General features: G+C 59.6%; 12 protein-coding genes and 1 rRNA gene. 4 read left to right on the forward strand and 9 right to left on the reverse strand.

The features are described 5' to 3' along the window. Positions 1 to 64: 64 nt before the first annotated feature. From KUF73_RS29465 to KUF73_RS29475, 3 genes are read left to right on the forward strand one after another with little or no spacing between them, the layout of a single operon-like run. On the forward strand, positions 65 to 1051 hold the full coding sequence (locus tag KUF73_RS29465; protein ID WP_218441468.1) for an ABC transporter substrate-binding protein: 987 nt from the start codon (positions 65 to 67) through the stop codon (positions 1049 to 1051). Positions 1052 to 1059: 8 nt separating this feature from the next. After that, positions 1060 to 1863, forward strand: a complete 804-nt coding sequence (locus KUF73_RS29470) for an ABC transporter permease (RefSeq protein WP_218441469.1) — start codon at positions 1060 to 1062, stop codon at positions 1861 to 1863. Then, a complete protein-coding gene (locus tag KUF73_RS29475; RefSeq protein WP_218441470.1) occupies positions 1851 to 2690 on the forward strand; it encodes an ABC transporter ATP-binding protein in 840 nt (279 codons plus the stop codon). The genes KUF73_RS29470 and KUF73_RS29475 overlap by 13 nt, the downstream gene beginning before the upstream one ends. Before the next feature lie 224 nt (positions 2691 to 2914). On the opposite strand, the gene mmsB is transcribed toward KUF73_RS29475, so the two are convergent. Continuing rightward, positions 2915 to 3802 carry a 3-hydroxyisobutyrate dehydrogenase gene (mmsB, locus tag KUF73_RS29480; RefSeq protein ID WP_218441471.1) on the reverse strand — a complete coding sequence of 296 codons (888 nt, stop codon included), beginning with the start codon at positions 3800 to 3802 and terminating at the stop codon, positions 2915 to 2917. A gap of 10 nt (positions 3803 to 3812) precedes the next feature. Continuing rightward, a complete protein-coding gene (locus tag KUF73_RS29485) occupies positions 3813 to 5339 on the reverse strand; it encodes a CoA-acylating methylmalonate-semialdehyde dehydrogenase (RefSeq protein ID WP_218441472.1) in 1527 nt (508 codons plus the stop codon). Positions 5340 to 5499: 160 nt separating this feature from the next. Between KUF73_RS29485 and KUF73_RS29490 the strand changes: the two genes are divergently transcribed. Continuing rightward, on the forward strand, positions 5500 to 6447 hold the full coding sequence (locus KUF73_RS29490) for a LysR family transcriptional regulator (protein ID WP_218441473.1): 948 nt from the start codon (positions 5500 to 5502) through the stop codon (positions 6445 to 6447). Here the strand turns inward: KUF73_RS29490 and KUF73_RS29495 are convergent. The 7 genes from KUF73_RS29495 to rrf form a co-directional block, all read right to left on the reverse strand. Beyond that, the gene (locus tag KUF73_RS29495) at positions 6444 to 6947 is read right to left on the reverse strand and encodes an OmpA family protein (protein WP_218441474.1); all 504 of its coding nucleotides are present in this window, start codon (positions 6945 to 6947) and stop codon (positions 6444 to 6446) included. The two genes, KUF73_RS29490 and KUF73_RS29495, sit on opposite strands and share 4 nt — an antisense overlap. 6 nt (positions 6948 to 6953) lie before the next feature. Continuing rightward, positions 6954 to 8222, reverse strand: coding sequence for a diguanylate cyclase domain-containing protein (locus KUF73_RS29500; protein ID WP_218441475.1), 1269 nt, complete (start codon positions 8220 to 8222; stop codon positions 6954 to 6956). Next, complete coding sequence (locus KUF73_RS29505; RefSeq protein ID WP_218441476.1) at positions 8219 to 8794, reverse strand: YfiR family protein; 576 nt, start codon at positions 8792 to 8794, stop codon at positions 8219 to 8221. The genes KUF73_RS29500 and KUF73_RS29505 overlap by 4 nt, the downstream gene beginning before the upstream one ends. 118 nt (positions 8795 to 8912) lie before the next feature. Then, entirely contained in the window at positions 8913 to 11021 is a 2109-nt protein-coding gene (gene recD, locus KUF73_RS29510; protein ID WP_218441477.1) for an exodeoxyribonuclease V subunit alpha, read from the reverse strand. Continuing rightward, on the reverse strand, positions 11018 to 14710 hold the full coding sequence (recB, locus tag KUF73_RS29515) for an exodeoxyribonuclease V subunit beta (RefSeq protein WP_218441478.1): 3693 nt from the start codon (positions 14708 to 14710) through the stop codon (positions 11018 to 11020). Before recB ends, recD begins: the two co-directional genes overlap by 4 nt. Then, on the reverse strand, positions 14707 to 18159 hold the full coding sequence (recC, locus tag KUF73_RS29520; RefSeq protein ID WP_218441479.1) for an exodeoxyribonuclease V subunit gamma: 3453 nt from the start codon (positions 18157 to 18159) through the stop codon (positions 14707 to 14709). The genes recB and recC overlap by 4 nt, the downstream gene beginning before the upstream one ends. 153 nt (positions 18160 to 18312) lie before the next feature. After that, a 5S ribosomal RNA gene (gene rrf / locus KUF73_RS29525) occupies positions 18313 to 18428 on the reverse strand. Positions 18429 to 18519 lie beyond the last annotated feature (91 nt).

Here is an 18519-nt window from a genome sequence, read left to right on the forward strand (position 1 = left end):
CTTTTTGGCTATGCCCACTGCCCCGAAATATACGAACAAAAAACCATCGTTCCGGGAGTGTTCCATGATCAAGTCCTTGCTCACCCGCTTAACCCATCCGCTGGCAATCACTGCCATCGCCGCGACAGTCGCCACCAGCGCCCAGGCCGGCACCTTGTCTATCGGTCACACCACATGGGTCGGTTACGGCACCCTCTACCTCGCCCAGGACCTGGGTTACTTCAAGGAGAACGGTCTTACGGTCGAGTTGCCGGTGGTCGAAGAAGCCTCGATGTACATGGCCGGCCAGGCCTCGGGACAACTGTCCGGCTCGGCGTCGACCATCGACGAAGTGCTCAAGTACCGTCCGCAATTCTGCTTCAAGGCTGTGGCCGCTCTGGATGACAGCCATGGTGGCGACGGCGTGCTGGTGGGCAAGGACGTCAAGAGTCTGCAGGAGCTCAAGGGCAAAGCCGTGGCGGTGAACGAGGGCTCGACCTCGCAGTTCTGGTTGTCCTATCTGCTGAAAAAGCATGGCATGACCATGAGCGATATCACCGTGCAGAACATGACAGCCGACGATGCCGCCACCGCGTTCATCGCTGGCCGCGTACCGGCCGCCGTAACGTGGGAACCGCACCTGTCGATGGTGCGCGACAAAAAGCAGGGCAAGGTGCTGATCGACAGCAGCAGCACGCCAGGCGTGATCGTCGACGTGGTGGCGCTCAACTGCTCCGTCATCGAAAAGCAACCTGAAGACGTCAAGGCATTGGTGGCGGGCTTGTACAAAGCGGTCAAGTACACCCAGGAACATCCTGAGCAAGCCTACGAAATCATGGCCAAAGGCGTGGGTGGTTACCTGGCCGATCCGAAGGAGCTGGCCTCTGCGGCAAAAGGCGTGCGCTTCTACGATCAGGCCATGAGCGAAAAGCTACTCGGCTCGCCGGGTAAACCGGGCGACAGCGCGGCGCTGATTCAACTGGCCAACGAAACCGCCAGTGAATTGCAGGGCAAACCCTACAACGTCAGCAATGACGACTTGATCGACAACCGCTTTGTCAGCCCGCTCTAGGAGGTCGCATGTTCAAGCGCAATTCATGGCTGAACCGTTGTCTTACCCCGAAAACCAGCTTGCCGGGTCAAGTGATCTGGAGCGCCAGCGCCTTGGCCTGGGTGATGCTGATCGGGCTGTGGGCCGGCCTGTCTTACGGCGGCGTGGTCCCGGGCATGTTCCTGCCGACACCCGGCGCGGTGCTTGAGGCCGCCGTGCGCCTGGGCCGTGCCGGAACGCTGGGCGAGCACGTCTGGGCCAGCCTGGAAGTGGTGATGGTCGGCTTCGTGATTTCTTCGGTCGTGGCGGTTCCGCTCGGTTTGCTGATGGGCAGTTTTCGGGTGGTTCAGGCGTTCCTCGAACCGTTGGTCAACTTCATCCGCTACCTGCCTGTTACCTCGTTCGTTCCGTTGTTCATCCTGTGGATCGGTATCGGGCTGGAGCAGCGAGTATCGGTGATCATTTTCGGGGTGTTCTTCCAGCAGTTGGTGATGATCGCGGACGTGTCCAAAGGCATCTCCAAAGACCTGATCAACGCGTCCTACACACTGGGGTCGAGCCGTCGCGATGCGGTCCTGCATGTGATCGCCCCGGCATCCCTGCCAGGCGTGCTCGATACCTTGCGGGTCACCATGGGTTGGGCCTGGACGTATCTGGTGGTTGCCGAGCTGGTCGCCGCCTCAAGTGGCCTCGGTTACCTCAGCCTTAAAGCCATGCGCGGCTTCCAGGTCGATGTGATTTTCCTGGCGATTGCCGTGATTGGCCTTTTGGGCCTGATCACCGATCAACTTTTCAGACTTCTTCGCTTGAAGGTGGCCGCATGGGCTCAGTAACCGCAACATCCCCAAGACTCGTCACCCCCGTCAGCCCAGCGCCAAGTGCAGCACCGCGCCTCAAAGTGGACAAGGTCAGCCTGCGTTACCAGACCCCGGGGGGCGAAACCTTCACCGCGCTGGAGCAGGTATCGTTCGAAGTGCCTGACCAGCAGTTCGCGGTGCTGGTCGGCCCCTCGGGTTGCGGCAAATCCAGCTTGCTGTACCTGACAGCAGGCCTGGCCGAACCGACCTCCGGGGAAATCTACGTCGGCGGCAAACAAGTCGATGGCCCGGGTGCCGATCGCGGTATGGTTTTTCAGGGCTACACCTTGTTCCCGTGGCTGACGGTGCGACAGAACATCGAGTTCGGGCTCAAACGGCGAGGCATGCCCGCCCGTGAGCGCAAGGACATCGTCGACTACTACGTCAACGAAGTCGGGCTCGCCAGGTTCGCCGACAACTACGCCAAGCAACTGTCGGGCGGCATGATGCAACGGGTCGCGATTGCCAGGGCATTGGCCAACGATCCACAGATCCTGCTCATGGATGAGCCGTTCGGCGCCCTCGACAGCCAGACGCGTTTGCAGATGCAACAACTGCTGTTGCGGGTCTGGGAGCACAGCAAGAAAACGGTGCTGTTTGTCACCCACGACATCGACGAAGCGATCCTGCTCGGCGACCGCATTTTCGTCATGGGTGCACGCCCGGGGCGGATCAAGGAAGTGCTGGACGTACCAATGCAACGCCCGAGAACCCTGGATATGGTGATGGAACCGGAGTTCATCAAAATGAAGCGCGACATCTTTCATCTGCTGCATGACGGCCCGGAAGAGCATCACGACTAATGCGCTAAAACAAAAAAACCGGGAAATCACCCGACGTGATTTCCCGGTAAATATCTTGTCTCGAAACTCGGATCCCCTGTGGCGAGGGAGCTTGCTCCCGCTCGGCTGCGAAGCAGTCGTAAATCAGCAACCGCGTTTTACCTGACTCACCGCATTCGCTGGTTTTGGGTCCGCTTCGCGAACCAGCGGGAGCAAGCTCCCTCACCACAGTTCACGGTTGCCCCTTATTGCGGTTTGCGATAGCTGTTGATGATCGCCGAGAAATCGCTACCACCCTCCCCGCGCAAACTCATCGCCTGGTACAACTGCTGCGCCACCGCGCCCAGCACCACCGGTTGGTGCGCCTGGCGTGCCGCCTCAGTAGCCAGCCCCAAATCCTTGAGCATCAACTCGGCACCGAAACCGCCGGTATAACCGCGTGAGGCTGGTGCCGTTTCGACGATGCCCGGCCACGGGTTATACATCTCCGAACTCCAGCAGCGTCCGGTGGAGCTGTTGATAATGCCCGCCAACACTTTGGTGTCGATGCCCAGCGCGTCACCCAGCGCCATGGCTTCGCTGACGCCGACCATGGAAATCCCCAGCAGCAGGTTGTTGCAGATTTTAGCGATTTGCCCGGTGCCGACCTCACCACAATGGACGATGTTGCGGCCCATTTGTGCCAATACCGGTTGCAGGGTGGCGAACAGTTCCGCGGTGGCGCCGACCATGAAGGTCAGCGTCCCGGCCGCTGCACCGCCAGTACCGCCGGAGACGGGCGCATCGGCCATGGCCACGCCCTGCTTGGCAGCGGCGGCGGCCACGTCACGTGCAGTTTGTGGATCGATGGTGCTGCAATCCACGGCCGGCACGCCTTTGCCGATACCGGCGAGCACGCCGTCCTCACCGAGCCAGACGCTGCGCACATGCACAGCGGCCGGCAGCATGGTGATCACCAGTTCTGCGCCGTCTGCCGCTTCACGGGCCGAAGCGCTGATGCTGCCGCCCAGTTGCTCAAGCTCCGCCAGCACGGTTTTGTTCAGGTCGACCAGGCGCAGTGCATGACCCGCCTTGATCAGGTTGCGCGCCATCGGCGCGCCCATGTTACCGAGACCGATAAAAGCGATTTTCATGTACGGCTCCTTAGCGCAAGTTGATGGTGGTGTTCACACCGTCGTTGACGCTGTCGTCATCGAACCAACGGCTGGTGACCGTCTTGGTCTGAGTGTAGAACTGCACCACTTGCTTGCCATACGGACCGAGGTCGCCGAGTTTCGAACCACGGGAACCGGTGAAGCTGAAGAACGGAACCGGCACTGGAATCGGGATGTTGATACCGACCTGGCCGACATCGATTTCAGTCTGGAATTTACGCGCCGCCGCACCGCTCTGGGTGAACAGGCCCGTGCCGTTGCCGAACGGGTTGGCGTTGACCAGGGCAATGGCCTGATCGAGGGTGTCGACTTCGAGTACCACCAGCACCGGACCGAAGATTTCCTGGGTGTAGATCTGCATGTCGGTGGTCACACCGGAGAACAGTGTCGGGCCGACAAAGTTGCCCTGCTCGAAACCTGGAACCGTGATCTCGCGACCGTCCAGCTCCAGCTTCGCGCCTTCCTTGATGCCGCTTTCGATCAGATCGAGAATCCGCGCCTTGGCTTTTTTCGAGATCACCGGGCCGACATCAGTGCCCGCCTCACTGCCGGCGTTCACTTTAAGTTTCTGCGCCAGCGCCTTGAGATCAGGCAGCCACTGCTTCGCCGCGCCGACCAACACCACCACCGAAGTCGCCATGCAACGTTGACCGGCTGCGCCGAAACCGGCACCCACCAGCGCATTGAGCGCTTGTTCACGATTGGCATCCGGCAGCACCACGGCGTGGTTCTTGGCGCCCATCATCGATTGCACGCGTTTGCCGTGTTTGCCAGCCAGGTCGTAGACGTGAGTACCCACCGCAGTCGAACCGACGAACGAAACAGCCTTGATGTCTTTGTGGGTGCAGAGACCGTCTACCACGTCCTTGCCGCCGTGTACGACGTTAAGCACGCCCGCCGGAACGCCGGCCTCAATCGCCAGTTCCACCAACAACATGGTCGACAGCGGGTCCTGTTCGGACGGCTTGAGCACGAAGGTGTTGCCGCAGGCGATGGCCATCGGGAACATCCACAGCGGAATCATCGCCGGGAAGTTGAAAGGCGTGATGCCGGCGCACACGCCGATTGGCTGGCGCAAAGTGTAAGTGTCGACACCGCCTGCGACGTTTTCAGCGAACTCGCCCATTTGCAGCGTGCCGATGGAGCAGGCGTGCTCGACCACTTCCAGGCCACGGAAAATATCGCCTTCGGCGTCAGCGATGGTTTTGCCCTGCTCATTGCTGAGCACCACGGCGATGCGTTTGGAGTGTTCGCGGATCAACGCCTGGAGCTTGAGCATGATGCGCATCCGCGCGCCGATCGGCGTCAGCTTCCAGGTCTGGAAGGCGCGATGGGCCGCACTGATCGCCGCGTCGACTTCTTCGGCAGTGGCAAACGGCACTTTGGCCAGCACTTGCTGGGTTGCCGGGTTGATGATGTCGTGCCACTCGGTGGTCTTGGACTCGACCCACTTGCCGTCGATCAACAGCTTGACCTTGTGCAGCGTGGTTTCGTTAGGCGTAAGCGATGCGTTCATGTTTGGTCTCCTGGACGTTGTTGTTATCTAGAGAGCTATCAGGAAGCCAAGGCGAGAAAGTCGCCTTGAGATGAGGCGTGTGCCGAATTGGTTGTCGGCCTGTTTTTGGAGTATAGATGTGCAAACTTCTAATAAGAACGCACATAAAAGCCGGTCCATCATGCAAAAAAACATCACATCTTTAGGCTCGCTGAACTGGGACGACCTCAAGTTTTTCCTTGAAGTCGCCCGGACCCGCAAGGCCAGCACCGCGGCCAAACGCCTGGCAGTCGACTACACCACCGTGTCGCGGCGCATCAGCTCTCTGGAAGCGGCATTGGGAACTTTGCTGTTCGAGAAATCCCGGACCAGCGGCTTTGTCCTGACCGCCGAAGGCCAACGATTACTGGGTTACGCCGAGTCGATCGAAAGCACGCTGCACATGGCCTGCGAGCAGGTTTCCGGTTCTGGGGTCGCGTTGTCGGGACACGTGCGCATGGGCTGCACCGAAGGATTCGGCAGCTTCTTCATCACCCCGCAGCTGAGCCACTTCGTCGACGCCTACCCGGCGATCTCGGTGGACATCCTGCCGCTGCCGCACTTCATCAGCCTGTCCAAACGCGAAGCAGACATCGTCATCGCCCTGGAACGCCCGGAACACGGGCCGTATGTGTGTTGCAAACTGACGGACTACCGCTTGCAGCTGTACGCAACCCAACAATACCTGGACAAGCACCCGCCCATCCGCCGCCCGGCAGACCTGGGTAAACATTCATTTATCAGCTATGTCGACGACCTGGCGTTCAGCTCGGAGTTGCTGTACCTCGCCAACGTCTTGCCCGGCGCCAGTGCCAATCTGCGCAGCACCAGCGTGATTGCGCAGTTCGTGGCGGCGCAGCAAGGGCGATCACTGGCGATCCTGCCGTGCTTCCTTGCGGCCCAGGACCCGCGCTTGCTGCCGGTGTTGCCAGAGGAAATCAACATCACGCGGCAGTTCTGGATGTACTGCCGCGAGGACCTGAGGAAGCTCAAGCGGATTACGTTGTTGTGGGATTACATCCGTGCGGTGACTGAGCAGAACCAAAGGCTATTGATGGGTGATAGTCGAGAAATGCTGTTCGCCGATTAATCAGCGCTCACCACGATCGAAACCCGACGGTTTTCGGTACGGCCAGTGGCCGTGTCGTTAGACGCCACTGGCTGACTGCTGCCGAGTCCGCGCAACTGGATGTTTTCCTGTTTCATACCGACGGTCGCCAGAACGGTGCCGACGCTTTTTGCGCGGCGCAGGGACAGTTGTTCGTTGTAGGCCTCTTTACCTGAAGTATCGGTGTGACCATCGACTCGCACGCCCTCGATCCCGACGCCCAATAACGACTTGCCAATGCGCTGGACGATCTCGGTGCTCTGCGGATTGAGGCTATCGACGTCGCTACCGAACAGTACTTTGCCCGACAGGCCAAACGCCCAGCCTTCATCGGTCAGCTCGAAGCCTTGCTGCTTGAGCACGGCGATCTGGGCCGGGGTCAGGCCTTTTTGCGGCACAGACTGACAACCCGTCAGGCTCAGCACGGCCATCACCAGAGTGAACATAAAAAATCGGAGGGAACGCGGGGTGAATGAAAACACGGGACATTAGCTCCTGGTTTGAACATCGGCGACAGGGTGCTCCGACCCTGCCGTGTGCTGTGCACCTCGGGCAAGGCGCTTGGCTTGGTACATCGCCCCATCGGCAGCGTTGAGCAGAGCGCCCGGTGTAGCGCCATGATCGGGATACACGGCGATGCCGATACTGAGCGAGGTCAACACTTGGTGACTGCCCGGCAACGGGATGGGTGCTTCCATGCTGGCGAGGATATTGTCGGCGATGCGCTCCGCATCTTCGGTCTTGTGCAGCGGTGTCAGCAGCACCGCAAACTCGTCGCCCCCCAGCCGTGCGACCAAATCATCTTCACGCAGTTGCGCCCGCACGCGATCGGCCACGGCCACCAGAACCGCATCGCCTGCGGCGTGGCCGAAGTTATCGTTGATTTCCTTGAACCGGTCACTGTCGAGAAACAGCACGGCTACGCGTTCGTTGAGCTTGTTGGCATTGCGCAATGCACGCATCAGGCGGCCTTCGAAAAACGCCCGGTTCGGCAATCCCGTGAGGCTGTCATGAGTGGCCTTATGGGCGAGGGTTTCGTTTTCGCTTTGCAGGTGGGTTTGCCAGGATGCGAGCTCATCGAGCAAGGCATTGAAGTCGTTGCCAAGGTTATCGAGTTCGGCAATGGCCGCTGCGGGCACACGTCGGTCGAAGGCGCGCTCGCTGCGTGCGGCGTGCGCGACCGAGGCCAGGCTGCGCAATGGACCAATGATCCCGCGAAGCTGTCGACGCGCCAGGTACAGCGCAACCCAGGCACTGATCGCCGTGCATAAGACGATGCCCACCAGTCCGCTAAGCAAAAAGCGCATCAGGCTGCCGCCATGCCCGGTGAGCTGAATGCTGCCGATCTCTCGATCCTGGTGGACGATGGGCATGTTGATGGGCTTTTCCAGAAAGGCTCTGGCCAACTGCATTTCGAGCTCGGATACCAATCCGGTTTCCGGTCGCTGCCAGCGCGCCAGCAGTTGGCCCCGTGCGTCGAGGACTTGGGCATCGGCCACTTCTTCTGTAGAGGCGATCAACGCCAGCGCTTCGGTGGCGGCGGCTTTGTCGTTGAACACGACTGCCGCTTCCACGGTGTAGTTGATCGAACGCGCGATCAGGTGCAGGTTGTGGTCGGCGTAAACCCGCAATGCCAGAACGCCTAGCAGCGTCAGTGACACACTGGCCATCGCTACGCCCACCAGCGCGACGATCAAATGACCGCGGCCAATGACCGAGCGCAAGGTCGGGCGGTTACCCGGTTTGATTAGACTCATGAGGCCGCCGGCTTGCGGCGAGACAGTTGCAGCACGCTCGGGTGAATGCGCACACCGCTGCGAGCGACGGAATCAAGGTTGACCTCGAAAGACACCTGCTCGTCGCCGACCCGCAGACAAAACAGACTGCCAACAGTGCATTGATCGTCGCTTTCGCTGATGCTCAGCACAGGGCGCCCGGTCAGTGAGGCAAACAGCCGACTGCGCTCCTCGCCGGTCAATTTGCCGATGTACACCGCATTGCATTCACCGACGATGGACGGGTTGTCGGCCAGAAGCCGTTGCACCGTCACCGCCCGCCCAGTCGCCTGGATCGTGCCCTTGACCAGGTCGTCGGTGTACTCGGTGGGGCCGACTATGCACAAACGAAGTTGCGCAGGCTCAACCGGCCAACGGGCATAACTGAGAATGCCGAGTACCACCTGAGTGACCGATTTGGCACGTTGATCGGCCATGCTCGCCGGGGTTAGCGACTGAGCGAAAACCGCGCCAGATAGCACAAAGAGAAGACCGGCAAGCAGCGCTTGTTTGCACCCTACGACACGCCCCGTCGTCCTGACAGCCACCTTCATGCAGGAATCTCTTCGATCGTAACTAAATGATGCCGCAACGATAGCACAGCGATGAAACACCCGCGAGGCCGCGCATTACGGCACTTCGGACAGTTTGCGTAGCCCGGCGACGCCTGTATCAGCTCGTCGTTTCGACCCCTTCCTTGAACTCCAGCATCAACCCGCTCAAGCGTTTGACCTTGCGCCGCACGGCCTCTTCAAATACGCCTGCGCGCGGTTCGATCAGGGTGAACCAGTCCTTGGCCCGGGTTATCCCGGTGTAGATCAATTCCTTGGTGAGCACCGGGTTGAGGGCGTCGGGCAGAATCAACGCCGTATGAGTAAATTCCGAGCCCTGGGATTTGTGCACCGTCATGGCGTAGACGGTTTCGACATCATTAAGGCGACTCGGCAGAACAAACCGCACCCCGCCCTGCCCGTCATTGCGCGGGAACGCCACGCGAAGAACCTGTTTGCCAGCTTCCGGACCATCACGCTCGGGCAGCTTGAGCGCAATGCCGATGTCACCGTTCATCAGGCCCAGACCGTAATCGTTGCGCGTCATCAGTACTGGCCGCCCTTCATACCATTGCTGGTCGCTGTCGATCAGGCGCGCCTTCAACAGCGCGTCGGTCACGCGCTGGTTCAACCCTTCCACGCCCCACGGTCCTTTGCGGACGGCGCACAGCAACTGGAACGCGTCGAAGGCCTGCAGCACCTGTCGCGCCCAGTCGGTCCAGCGTGAGTCTTCGAGCGGACTGTCGAGCGGCGGCCGCTGATTGCGCAGCAGGCTCAGGTAATGCCGATAACCCTGCGGTCCTTCGCCATGGCCTTCGAGTAACAAGCGCTCCAGGGTCCGATCCTGTTCATTCTTGAGGGACAGGGAAAATACGTCGTCGTGGCTTCGAGCCGCCAACAACTTGCGGGCGTCCTCGGGCTGTTGCTGATTGACCCAACGGGCCAGTTGGCCAATGCCGCTGCCTTCGCCGAAGCGCCGCGAGTGACGCAGCATTACCACTTGCTGGGCCAGTGGATGAGCGCCTTGGGTGTCTTCCTGCAATCCGCTGGCCGCCAGGCTTTCACCACTGACCGTCTCAAGCCACAGACGTGTCTGCGGGCTGTACCAGCCAGCCTCCGCGTCGCGGCACAAATCCCCCAGCACAGCACCGGCTTCCACCGATGCCAGTTGGTCCTTGTCACCCAGCAATACCAATCGGGCATGGGCCGGCAACGCGTCGAGCAAGTTGGCCATCATTTCCAGATCGATCATCGAAGCTTCGTCCACTACCAACACGTCCAGTGGCAAGCGATTGCCTGCGTGGTGCCGGAAATGTCGCGTGCCGGGACGACTGCCGAGCAGACGGTGAACGGTGGTGACATCGGACGGAATTTTGCTGCGTATGGCTTCAGAGACTTTCAGGGTCCGGACTTGCTGACTGATGGACTCCGTCAGTCGCGCCGCCGCTTTGCCGGTTGGAGCGGCAAGACGAATGCGCAGCGGCTTGCCAGCCTCTACCGCTGGCGCCTGAAGCAGCGCCAGCAAACGCACGACCGTGGTGGTCTTGCCGGTTCCGGGCCCCCCGGTGACGATGCTGAAGGCACTTCGCGTAGCGAGCGCACAAGCGAGTTTCTGCCAGTCGATCACGTCACCGGGTTTGGCCGCCCCGAACAACCCGCTGAGGCGCTCGGGCAAGTCTTTCGGGGTTGCTTCGTGTTCCACCAGGCGTTGGCGCAGCGAGTTGTCGATTCGTCGCTCGTAAGCCCAGTAGCGGCGCAAGTACAGACGCTTGCCGGACAATACCAACGGACGACTCTGCACCGCCGCACGCTCGTCGGCCGCGAGTGCGACCAGGCTGCTGGAGGCCAGCACCTTGCACCAATGCGCACCGTCCAGCGTCTCCAGCAACTGCGACGGCAGCACCATTGCGCCCGCTTGCAGATCGCCTTCGGGCGGCAGCGACAGGGCGAAGTCCGGTTCCTTCAACGTCTCGAACACGTCGAGGCAAACATGCCCATGACCTAATTGGTGACTGGTCAGCGCAGCTGCCAGCAGCACCAGTGGTTCATCGTCCGGCGCGAGTTCGTGAAGAAAAGCCACGAAGGCTTTGTCCAGTGCACGCAGCCAGCCACGTTCGACCCAACGCGTGAGCAACAACAGCAAGTCGTCGGCACGGCTCAACGGGGCAAGATCCGCCAAGCTCTCCGCTGCCAATGAGGTGGGCAGCAATTCGGCGAAGGTGCGGCTCATAGCAGTACTCCCTGTTCCCAGGCCGCTTCAATCTTCGGCTCCGGTTTACCCTGAAACATCCAGTCCAGCCGCTCGATCAGCTCTCTTGGCGGACGAGTGAAATACACGCCCTGGCTGGGCGCGCGCGTGCCGCGCAGGAACAGGTACAACGCACCACCGACATGCCGGTCGTAATCGTAATCGGCAAGCCGGGCCTTGAGTTGACGATGCAACGCAAGGAGGTACAGCACGTATTGCAGGTCGTATCGGTTGTCGAGGATCGACTGTTCCATGGCCAGTTCGGTATAGGCTGAGTCATCGACGCCGAGCCAGTTGGATTTGTAGTCGGCGACGTAATAGCGGCCATCGTGCTCGAATGTCAGGTCGATAAAGCCCTTGAACATGCCATTGAGCAACACCGGTTCGGCGGCCACCCGCGCCACCCCGTTATGGGTGTATTGGCACACCAACGCATCGAGCTTGAGCACATCGACCTTATGGCTGGAAAACCAGAACTCCATTTCGACTTGATACTGAGTTAGCTGCTCGAAAACAACCGGGGCCTGCCCGACACCGACCGGCAACGGCGACTTGAGCAGATGCTGCAGCCAGTCGCTCAGCGTAGTTATCCAGCCTTCCCAGCCACGGCGATTGCAACGACGGCCAATGGCGTCTTCCACGGCTAGTGGTGTGGCGGAAAAACCTTCATCGCCGGCCCACTCGAGCAAGCCGTGGAGAAAGGTGCCAGGGTTCGGTCCACGAGGGAATCGATGGATATCGGCACCGCCAGCCATCATCTCTCGGGGAGCCTGCGGATCGAGACGTTCGTCATCGAAGAGTTTCTGTGCCTGCGGACTCTCTGGCGCTTCATCACTGCCGATGCTCAGACGGTCACTGATGCGCAAGGCGCTGTAGGAGGCAATCCACCAGTTTTCGCTGGCCTTGCGCTTCGGCACCCGTGCGGCCAGCAATGCCGCTTCATTCTGCGGTGGATGGTAATGCTCAGCGGTCGCTTCAGGCATTTCGCTGTAATCCAGCGCAGGGCAATCGTGCTGCAAGTCTTCAAGCCAACGTTTCAAACCCGCCGACTCCGCCAGGGAAGCGCCGCCGCCCAACAGATAACCCAACGCCGAAAGGTGCAGCACCGAGCTGTTGTCATTGCCGCGTTTGAGATCCGTCACGCCCAACCAGCAGGCATGTTGCGCCCGCGTCAGGGCGACATACAGCAAGCGCAGGTCTTCGGCCAAACGCTCGTCATCGGCCAAGGCAATCAGCTCGTCGGTCGGACTCAACGTCACTTGAGCCTTGCCTGTCGCATCATGGTAATGCAAAGGCAGGCGGCTACCATCGACCGGTTTAGCCGAACATATGAATGGCAAAAACACCAAGGGATACTCCAGCCCCTTGGACTTGTGAATGGTCACGACCTTGACCAGTTGCTCATCGCTCTCAAGGCGCAGGATCTGCTCTTCCCCGGCCTGGCCGGACAACGCCAGATGCTCGGATAAATGTCGGATCAGGGCTTGCTCGCCATCCAGTTCGGCGGCGGCTTGCTGCAACAACTCGGACAGATGCAACAAGTTGGTCAACACTCGCTCGCCATCGTGGCGAGCAATCAACGCCTGAGGCAGCTGGAAGTCATGCAGCAAGCGGCGCAGCATCGGCAACACGCCCTGCTTGCGCCAAATTTCGCGATAGCCGCGGAATTGCATGACCCGTGCTTCCCAGGCCAGTTCGTCCTGATTCAACCGCTCCAGTTCGGCCAATGACAGATTCAGTGTGATGCACGCCAACGCGGCCCGCAGCGGTCGCTCGACGTCCGGCTCGGCGCAGGCCTTGAGCCAGGTCAGCACGTCGTGCGCTTCCTGGGCGGCGAATACCGAGTCCTTGTCCGACAGATAAACACTGCGCACGCCTCGGGCAGAGAGCTCAGCACGAACGGCCTGAGCTTCCTTGCCATCGCGGACCAGTATCGCGATATCCGCGGGCAACAGGCCCTTGAAACCCTTGCCTTCCTGTACAAAACCCGCACGACCTTGTTGCCCACCGTTGAGCAGCCCTGCAATTTCGCTCGCACAAGCGGCGGCTAGCTGTTGTCGATACACAGCACCGGATAACGGCTGTTGGGCGGACAAATGCCAGATATTCAGCGCGGGCACAGCCTGACTATCGACGTGCAACACTTCTTTGCGGCCTTGGGATTCGACGGACAGAAACGGGACGGGGTTGTCGCCATTCTTTTCTCGAAACAGGAAGGCGCCACGTCCCGCCTCGCGAGACTCGGCACGTTCAAAGACATGGTTCACGGCATTGACCATGCCATGGCTCGAACGGAAGTTGGTGCCCAGCGTATGCAAGCGGCCGACAGTCGCCTGGCGGGCGCGAAGGTAGGTATAGATGTCGGCACCGCGGAAGGCATAGATTGCCTGCTTCGGGTCGCCGATCAGGAACAGGCCGCTTTCGGGATTGTTGTCTTCAATGCGATAGATGCTTTCGAAGATCCGGTACTGCACCGGATCGGTATCCTGGAATTCGTCGATCAGCGCGACAGGAAACTGCTCGCGGATCAAGGTGGCCAGACGTTCCCCACCATCAGATTGCAACGCGGCATCAAGGCGCAGCAGCATGTCGTCGAAGCCCATTTCCGCACGACGACGTTTTTCTTCCTCGAACCGCACGCCAACCCAATGGGCGGCGTGTTGCAGCACCGCGGCATCCGGCTTCGGCAGCCCATCAAGGCAAGCTTTCAGGCCGGGCATTGCGTCCAGACCTGGATGAGTGGGCACCTCGCCCTTCTTCCAGGCTTCAGCCATGCCTTCAGAAGTCAGGCGTGTGAAACCGGTACCGATATCCAATTGCTCGACGGATTCGTCTTCAGCCCAGGCTTTGATTTTTTCGAACCAAGGTTCGAAGTAACGCGCCTGCATCTTGCGACCGTCGACACTCTTGCTAGCAACACCCTCGTGACAGATGGCAAGCAAATCGTCTGCCCACTCACGCCAAGGCATCTTGAGCTCCAGCAAAGCCACTCGCCGCGCCTGCAAACACTCCGTAATCAGCTCGGCAGGTTCCTTGCCTTCGGTGTGGTCCCGCTCACTGGCGAATAGCCCGCGAATGCGCGGCAACAATGCTGCCGGCCCCCCCCAATTGTTGCGCACCCAGTTCAGTGCATCGCCTTGCATGGGGTAGCAAAACAAGCGCCAGTAATCGCGCAGGACTTCGCCTAGCAAATCGCTATGGTCGGTTTCCAGGGTCTGGGTAAACAGGCTGCCACTGTCGAATGCGTGTTCGCGCAACATGCGCTGGCACCAACTGTGGATGGTCGAGACGGCCGCTTCGTCCATCCATTGCGCGGCAATATCCAGCCGGTTTGCACAACCGGCCCACTGCTCGGGCAAGTACTCCTCACGCAACTCCGCTATCAGGCCGTCCGGCGCAGGTGTTTCATCGCGGAAGAACCGGGCGGCTTCGGCCAGACGCGTGCGAATGCGTTCGCGCAGCTCTTTGGTGGCGGCATCGGTAAAGGTCACAACGAGAATTTGCGGCGGTAGTAACTCGCGCCCGAAACCCGTGGCTTCTCCGCCATGGCCAAGGACCAGGCGCAGATACAGCGCAGAAATGGTGAAGGTTTTGCCGGTCCCGGCGCTGGCTTCGATCAGCTGGCTGCCGCGCAGTGGAAATGCCAGGGCCAGAGGTGTCTGGGTGGTCATGAGCGCGCCTCCTCGCTGGCCGACGAGCGCCAAGGCGCGTCAAGCACCGGCCTATACAATGCGTCGCACCAATTGGGGAATGTCTCGTCGGCGACCAGTGCATCGTAATCGGTGAATTGACGTGCGAGTGCCACGCTTTCCCGTCGTTCTCCGTCCGTGGTCAATCCATCCCCTTCATAGGCTTTGCGAGCAGCCAGTTCGGCTTTGACCGGATCGGTTTGACTTAACCAGGCGAAAGCCGTCTTGACCACAATCGGTAGTGGTTGGCGCATACCCGATTGCCAGGCGAGCAACAGATCTCCCAGAATCCGCAAGGCTGATTCCTGCTCCATCGGGTTGAGTACCAAACTGTCGTCACTGGCGACCAACGCAGTAGTCAGTGCCATGCCACTGGCGCACGCGACCAAGTGATTGACCCATGGCCGCGTCAGGCGATGCCATTTGCGCGATTTGACCGTACCGATGCTATTGGGAATCGCCGTGATGGACAGCAATCCACCGTCAGCCCGTTGATGCAGACCACTGAGCCAGCCTTCCAGGCTTAAGCCGTTCAATTCAAGATGCACCGGCAGTGCACTGGTCAACGGGGTTGGCCATAGAGCCAGGAGCTGTTGATAGCGCTGCAGCAAATCCGGCAACGGCTCGATCAACTCTCGTTGAAGGCATTCGCCAAATCCGGCCATCGGCAACAGCCCGCTGTTCTGCAGGCGCACTGCCTGAGTTTCCAATGCTTTATCAGAACCTTCCAGGTTGGCCAGCGCCGCTTCAAGCAAACTGTCGCTGAGGCTATAGCGTTGCAGGGCGTCGAGTACAAAGGGCTCTTCGTCCGCCAATGGCACCTCCGCAGCCTCGAAGTACACCTTCAAACGCTGACTGAAGAAATGTCGCACAGGATTGCGCAGGAAATCCTGTAGCTGACCAAGGCTCAGTGGCTCCTCTTGAACGTGGGCCTCTAAAACTTCGATGTCAGCCACTTGCTCGACGGCCCGATGGAGCACCTGCCACTCATTGGCGTAGCTGAAAAGCTCATCGCCTTCATGAAAGTAACGGGCGCTAAAGGGTTGCAGAGGGTGTTCCTGAGTAATGGCCTCAAGGAGGTCTTTGTCAGTATCGGTCAATCGCCAGCCACTGGCCAAGTGATCACGAAGTTGGCCGATCAGTACCGACGCCGGGCGTTCGCTGTTATCGCGAATGCTACGACCGACCCAGCTGATATAGAGCTGGTCACGGGCCGACAGCAGGGCTTCCAACAGCAAGTAACGATCATCTTCGCGCCGTGATCGATCACCTGGGCGGTAGTCACTACCCATGAGGTCGAAGTCCAGCGGCGGTTGCGCTCGCGGGTAGTCACCGTCGTTCATGCCCAGCAAACAAACGAGCTTGAACGGGATCGCTCGCATCGGCATCAAGGTGCAAAAATTAACCGCACCGGCAAGAAAACGCTGGGACAGACGCCCCTGATCAAGGCCGGCAAGCCAAGCCTCACGAACCACGGTCAGTGGTAACTGGTCTTGCAAGCCTACCGATTCACAATTCTCGAGCCATGATTCACGCAACGCTTCCAGCTGGGTCAGCAAGTAGTCGTCGTGCTCGTTGCTGGCCAGGAAGAACAGCGATAACAAGGCCTGCAATCGTGCGCTCCATTGTTCAGGTGATGCCGATTGCGTGAGTTCGTCATGAGCGATTTCCAGCGCATCCAGCAGCGCAACCAACGGACCAATGAGCGCGGCATCCAGACCACCGATCTCGTCGTAAGGCTCGATACCTTCACAGGCACTGGCACTGCCGACCGCATATCCGAGCAACATCCGTCGCAGGCCAAATCGCCAACTGTTTTGCTCCAGCGCTAGCGGCAGGCCGAGGCCTGCACGCTGTTCGGCATTGATGCCCCAACGGATGCCTGCGCCTTCGATCCAGCGATGCAGGGTCGACAGGTCACGTTCCTCTACGCCGAACCGCGCGCGTAACGCCGGAACGTCGAGCAAATCGAGAATCTCGCTGACAGGGAAACGGCTGTCCGGGAGTTTGAGCAGATGCTCGACAGCGATCAGTAATGGATCACGGCCGCGCTGGCCCTGGTCAGCAAGCGTGAAGGGAATGAAGCGCGGATCGTTGCGGTCCAGTTGACCGAATACCGCACGGATATGCGGTGCATAGCTGTCGATGTCCGGGACCATGACGATCACATCACGAGGACGCAAGTTTGAGTCGGCGCTGAAGCGTGCGAGCAACTGATCGTGAAGGATCTCGACTTCGCGTTGGGCGCTGTGGGCAACGTGAAAACGGATCGACTGATCTTGCTGTAGGTCCACTGCCGACCAACGTTCTCGGGTCTCGTTCAGGGGACGTAATTCAAGGATGTCGTCCTGCAACTGATTGAGTATGTTCAGTGGCTGACTGTCACTGAACAGGTCGATGCGACCATCACGAAATGCGGAGCGGTAGCTATTGGGATCGTCGTAGCTGTCGAGCAGGTTGATGTAGTCGCGCCCTTGCTTGCCCCATGCAGCCAATAGCGGATGGGCGTGTTGATGAAGGGTTCGCGGGTCGAGCACAACGGGCATACCGCTCTTGCGAGCCTGTCGCTTGTATTGATGCCGCAACAGGTCTTTATCGGCGACGATGTCCGCCCAATGGTGACGACAAGGGTTATGTACGCACAGCAGAACCTGACTGAATCGGGCCAGTCCGGCCAAGGCTTCCAGAGCTTGGGCGGGCAGAGAAGAAATCCCGAAAACGATGACCCGCGAAGGTAATCCGAGGGGAGCAATCTCAAGGCTGTTGATGCGTTCGATAAACCGCTGATGGACGCCGGCACGGCTTTGCGCCATGCCCTCCTCACCCACATCGAGCAACAGTGCGCGCCACAATTCCGCCTGCCAGCAATTGGCCGGGGTCAGCGGCTTGGTTTCGCCTCTACCATTGCGTAACTCGTGACGACCTTCTGCCCAGTCTTCAAGCCAGTCCGCCCGATACACTTGGTATTGGTCAAACAAGTCGGCCAATCGCTCAGCAAGCTGATAGCGTTTGCGCAAATCGGGGTCATTGGTAAGGAAGCGCTGCAGGGGTTCGAAATGTGGTTGATCGATCAACTGCGGAAGCAGACGCATGAGGCGCCAGGTCAGGGGGGCTTTATCGAGCAAGGATTTGGCTGGGATTTCGTCACGCCCAAGCACCATGCGATAGAGCTGCCACATGAAACTGCCGGGGAGCTGCACATCGATAGCGGCGGCGATTCCGCAGCCGCCCATGTCGTCATCTTCAGCGTCTTCCGCCAATGCCAGCTTCAACCATTGGGCTATGCCGTTGCTCTGTACAAGCGCGATTTCATTTTCCAGAGGAGCCAGCGGGTAGCGTCGCATCCAGCTAACTACCAGGCTGCGCAATTCGTCCAGGCGATTGCCGTGAACCACCATAAAACCAGCACTGAGGGACGTCGCGTCCGGCATAAAGGCATCCTTGGAAAATACAAACGCTAGGGGCGAACCTTAGCATTGTCGGGAGACGGTGACAGCGGGGACCTGTCCGGTGTTGCTGTAAGAACTTTCCTGCGGACAAAACAAAACCCCAACTGCTTTCGCAATTGGGGTTTCGGAATTTAATCTTGACGATGACCTACTCTCACATGGGGAAACCCCACACTACCATCGGCGATGCATCGTTTCACTACTGAGTTCGGGATGGGATCAGGTGGTTCCAAGGCTCTATGGTCGTCAAGAAATTCGGGTACTGAAGCGTCTTTCAACGTTTCAGCAAATTGGGTATGTAATAGATTTGTGTGTTGCTCTTGAACTTTCGGTTCATTGCGT

The organism is Pseudomonas sp. PD9R, assembly GCF_019200975.1.
Taxonomy (GTDB): domain Bacteria; phylum Pseudomonadota; class Gammaproteobacteria; order Pseudomonadales; family Pseudomonadaceae; genus Aquipseudomonas.

What these genes read in the sequence shown, in the direction of transcription:
- KUF73_RS29465 (WP_218441468.1), top strand. Translation starts at nt 65, where the DNA reads ATGATCAAGTCCTTGCTCACCCGCTTAACCCATCCGCTGGCAATCACT.
- KUF73_RS29470 (WP_218441469.1), top strand. Translation starts at nt 1,060, where the DNA reads ATGTTCAAGCGCAATTCATGGCTGAACCGTTGTCTTACCCCGAAAACC.
- KUF73_RS29475 (WP_218441470.1), top strand. Translation starts at nt 1,851, where the DNA reads ATGGGCTCAGTAACCGCAACATCCCCAAGACTCGTCACCCCCGTCAGC.
- mmsB (WP_218441471.1), bottom strand. Translation starts at nt 3,802, where the DNA reads ATGAAAATCGCTTTTATCGGTCTCGGTAACATGGGCGCGCCGATGGCG.
- KUF73_RS29485 (WP_218441472.1), bottom strand. Translation starts at nt 5,339, where the DNA reads ATGAACGCATCGCTTACGCCTAACGAAACCACGCTGCACAAGGTCAAG.
- KUF73_RS29490 (WP_218441473.1), top strand. Translation starts at nt 5,500, where the DNA reads ATGCAAAAAAACATCACATCTTTAGGCTCGCTGAACTGGGACGACCTC.
- KUF73_RS29500 (WP_218441475.1), bottom strand. Translation starts at nt 8,222, where the DNA reads ATGAGTCTAATCAAACCGGGTAACCGCCCGACCTTGCGCTCGGTCATT.
- KUF73_RS29505 (WP_218441476.1), bottom strand. Translation starts at nt 8,794, where the DNA reads ATGAAGGTGGCTGTCAGGACGACGGGGCGTGTCGTAGGGTGCAAACAA.
- recD (WP_218441477.1), bottom strand. Translation starts at nt 11,021, where the DNA reads ATGAGCCGCACCTTCGCCGAATTGCTGCCCACCTCATTGGCAGCGGAG.
- recB (WP_218441478.1), bottom strand. Translation starts at nt 14,710, where the DNA reads ATGACCACCCAGACACCTCTGGCCCTGGCATTTCCACTGCGCGGCAGC.
- recC (WP_218441479.1), bottom strand. Translation starts at nt 18,159, where the DNA reads ATGCCGGACGCGACGTCCCTCAGTGCTGGTTTTATGGTGGTTCACGGC.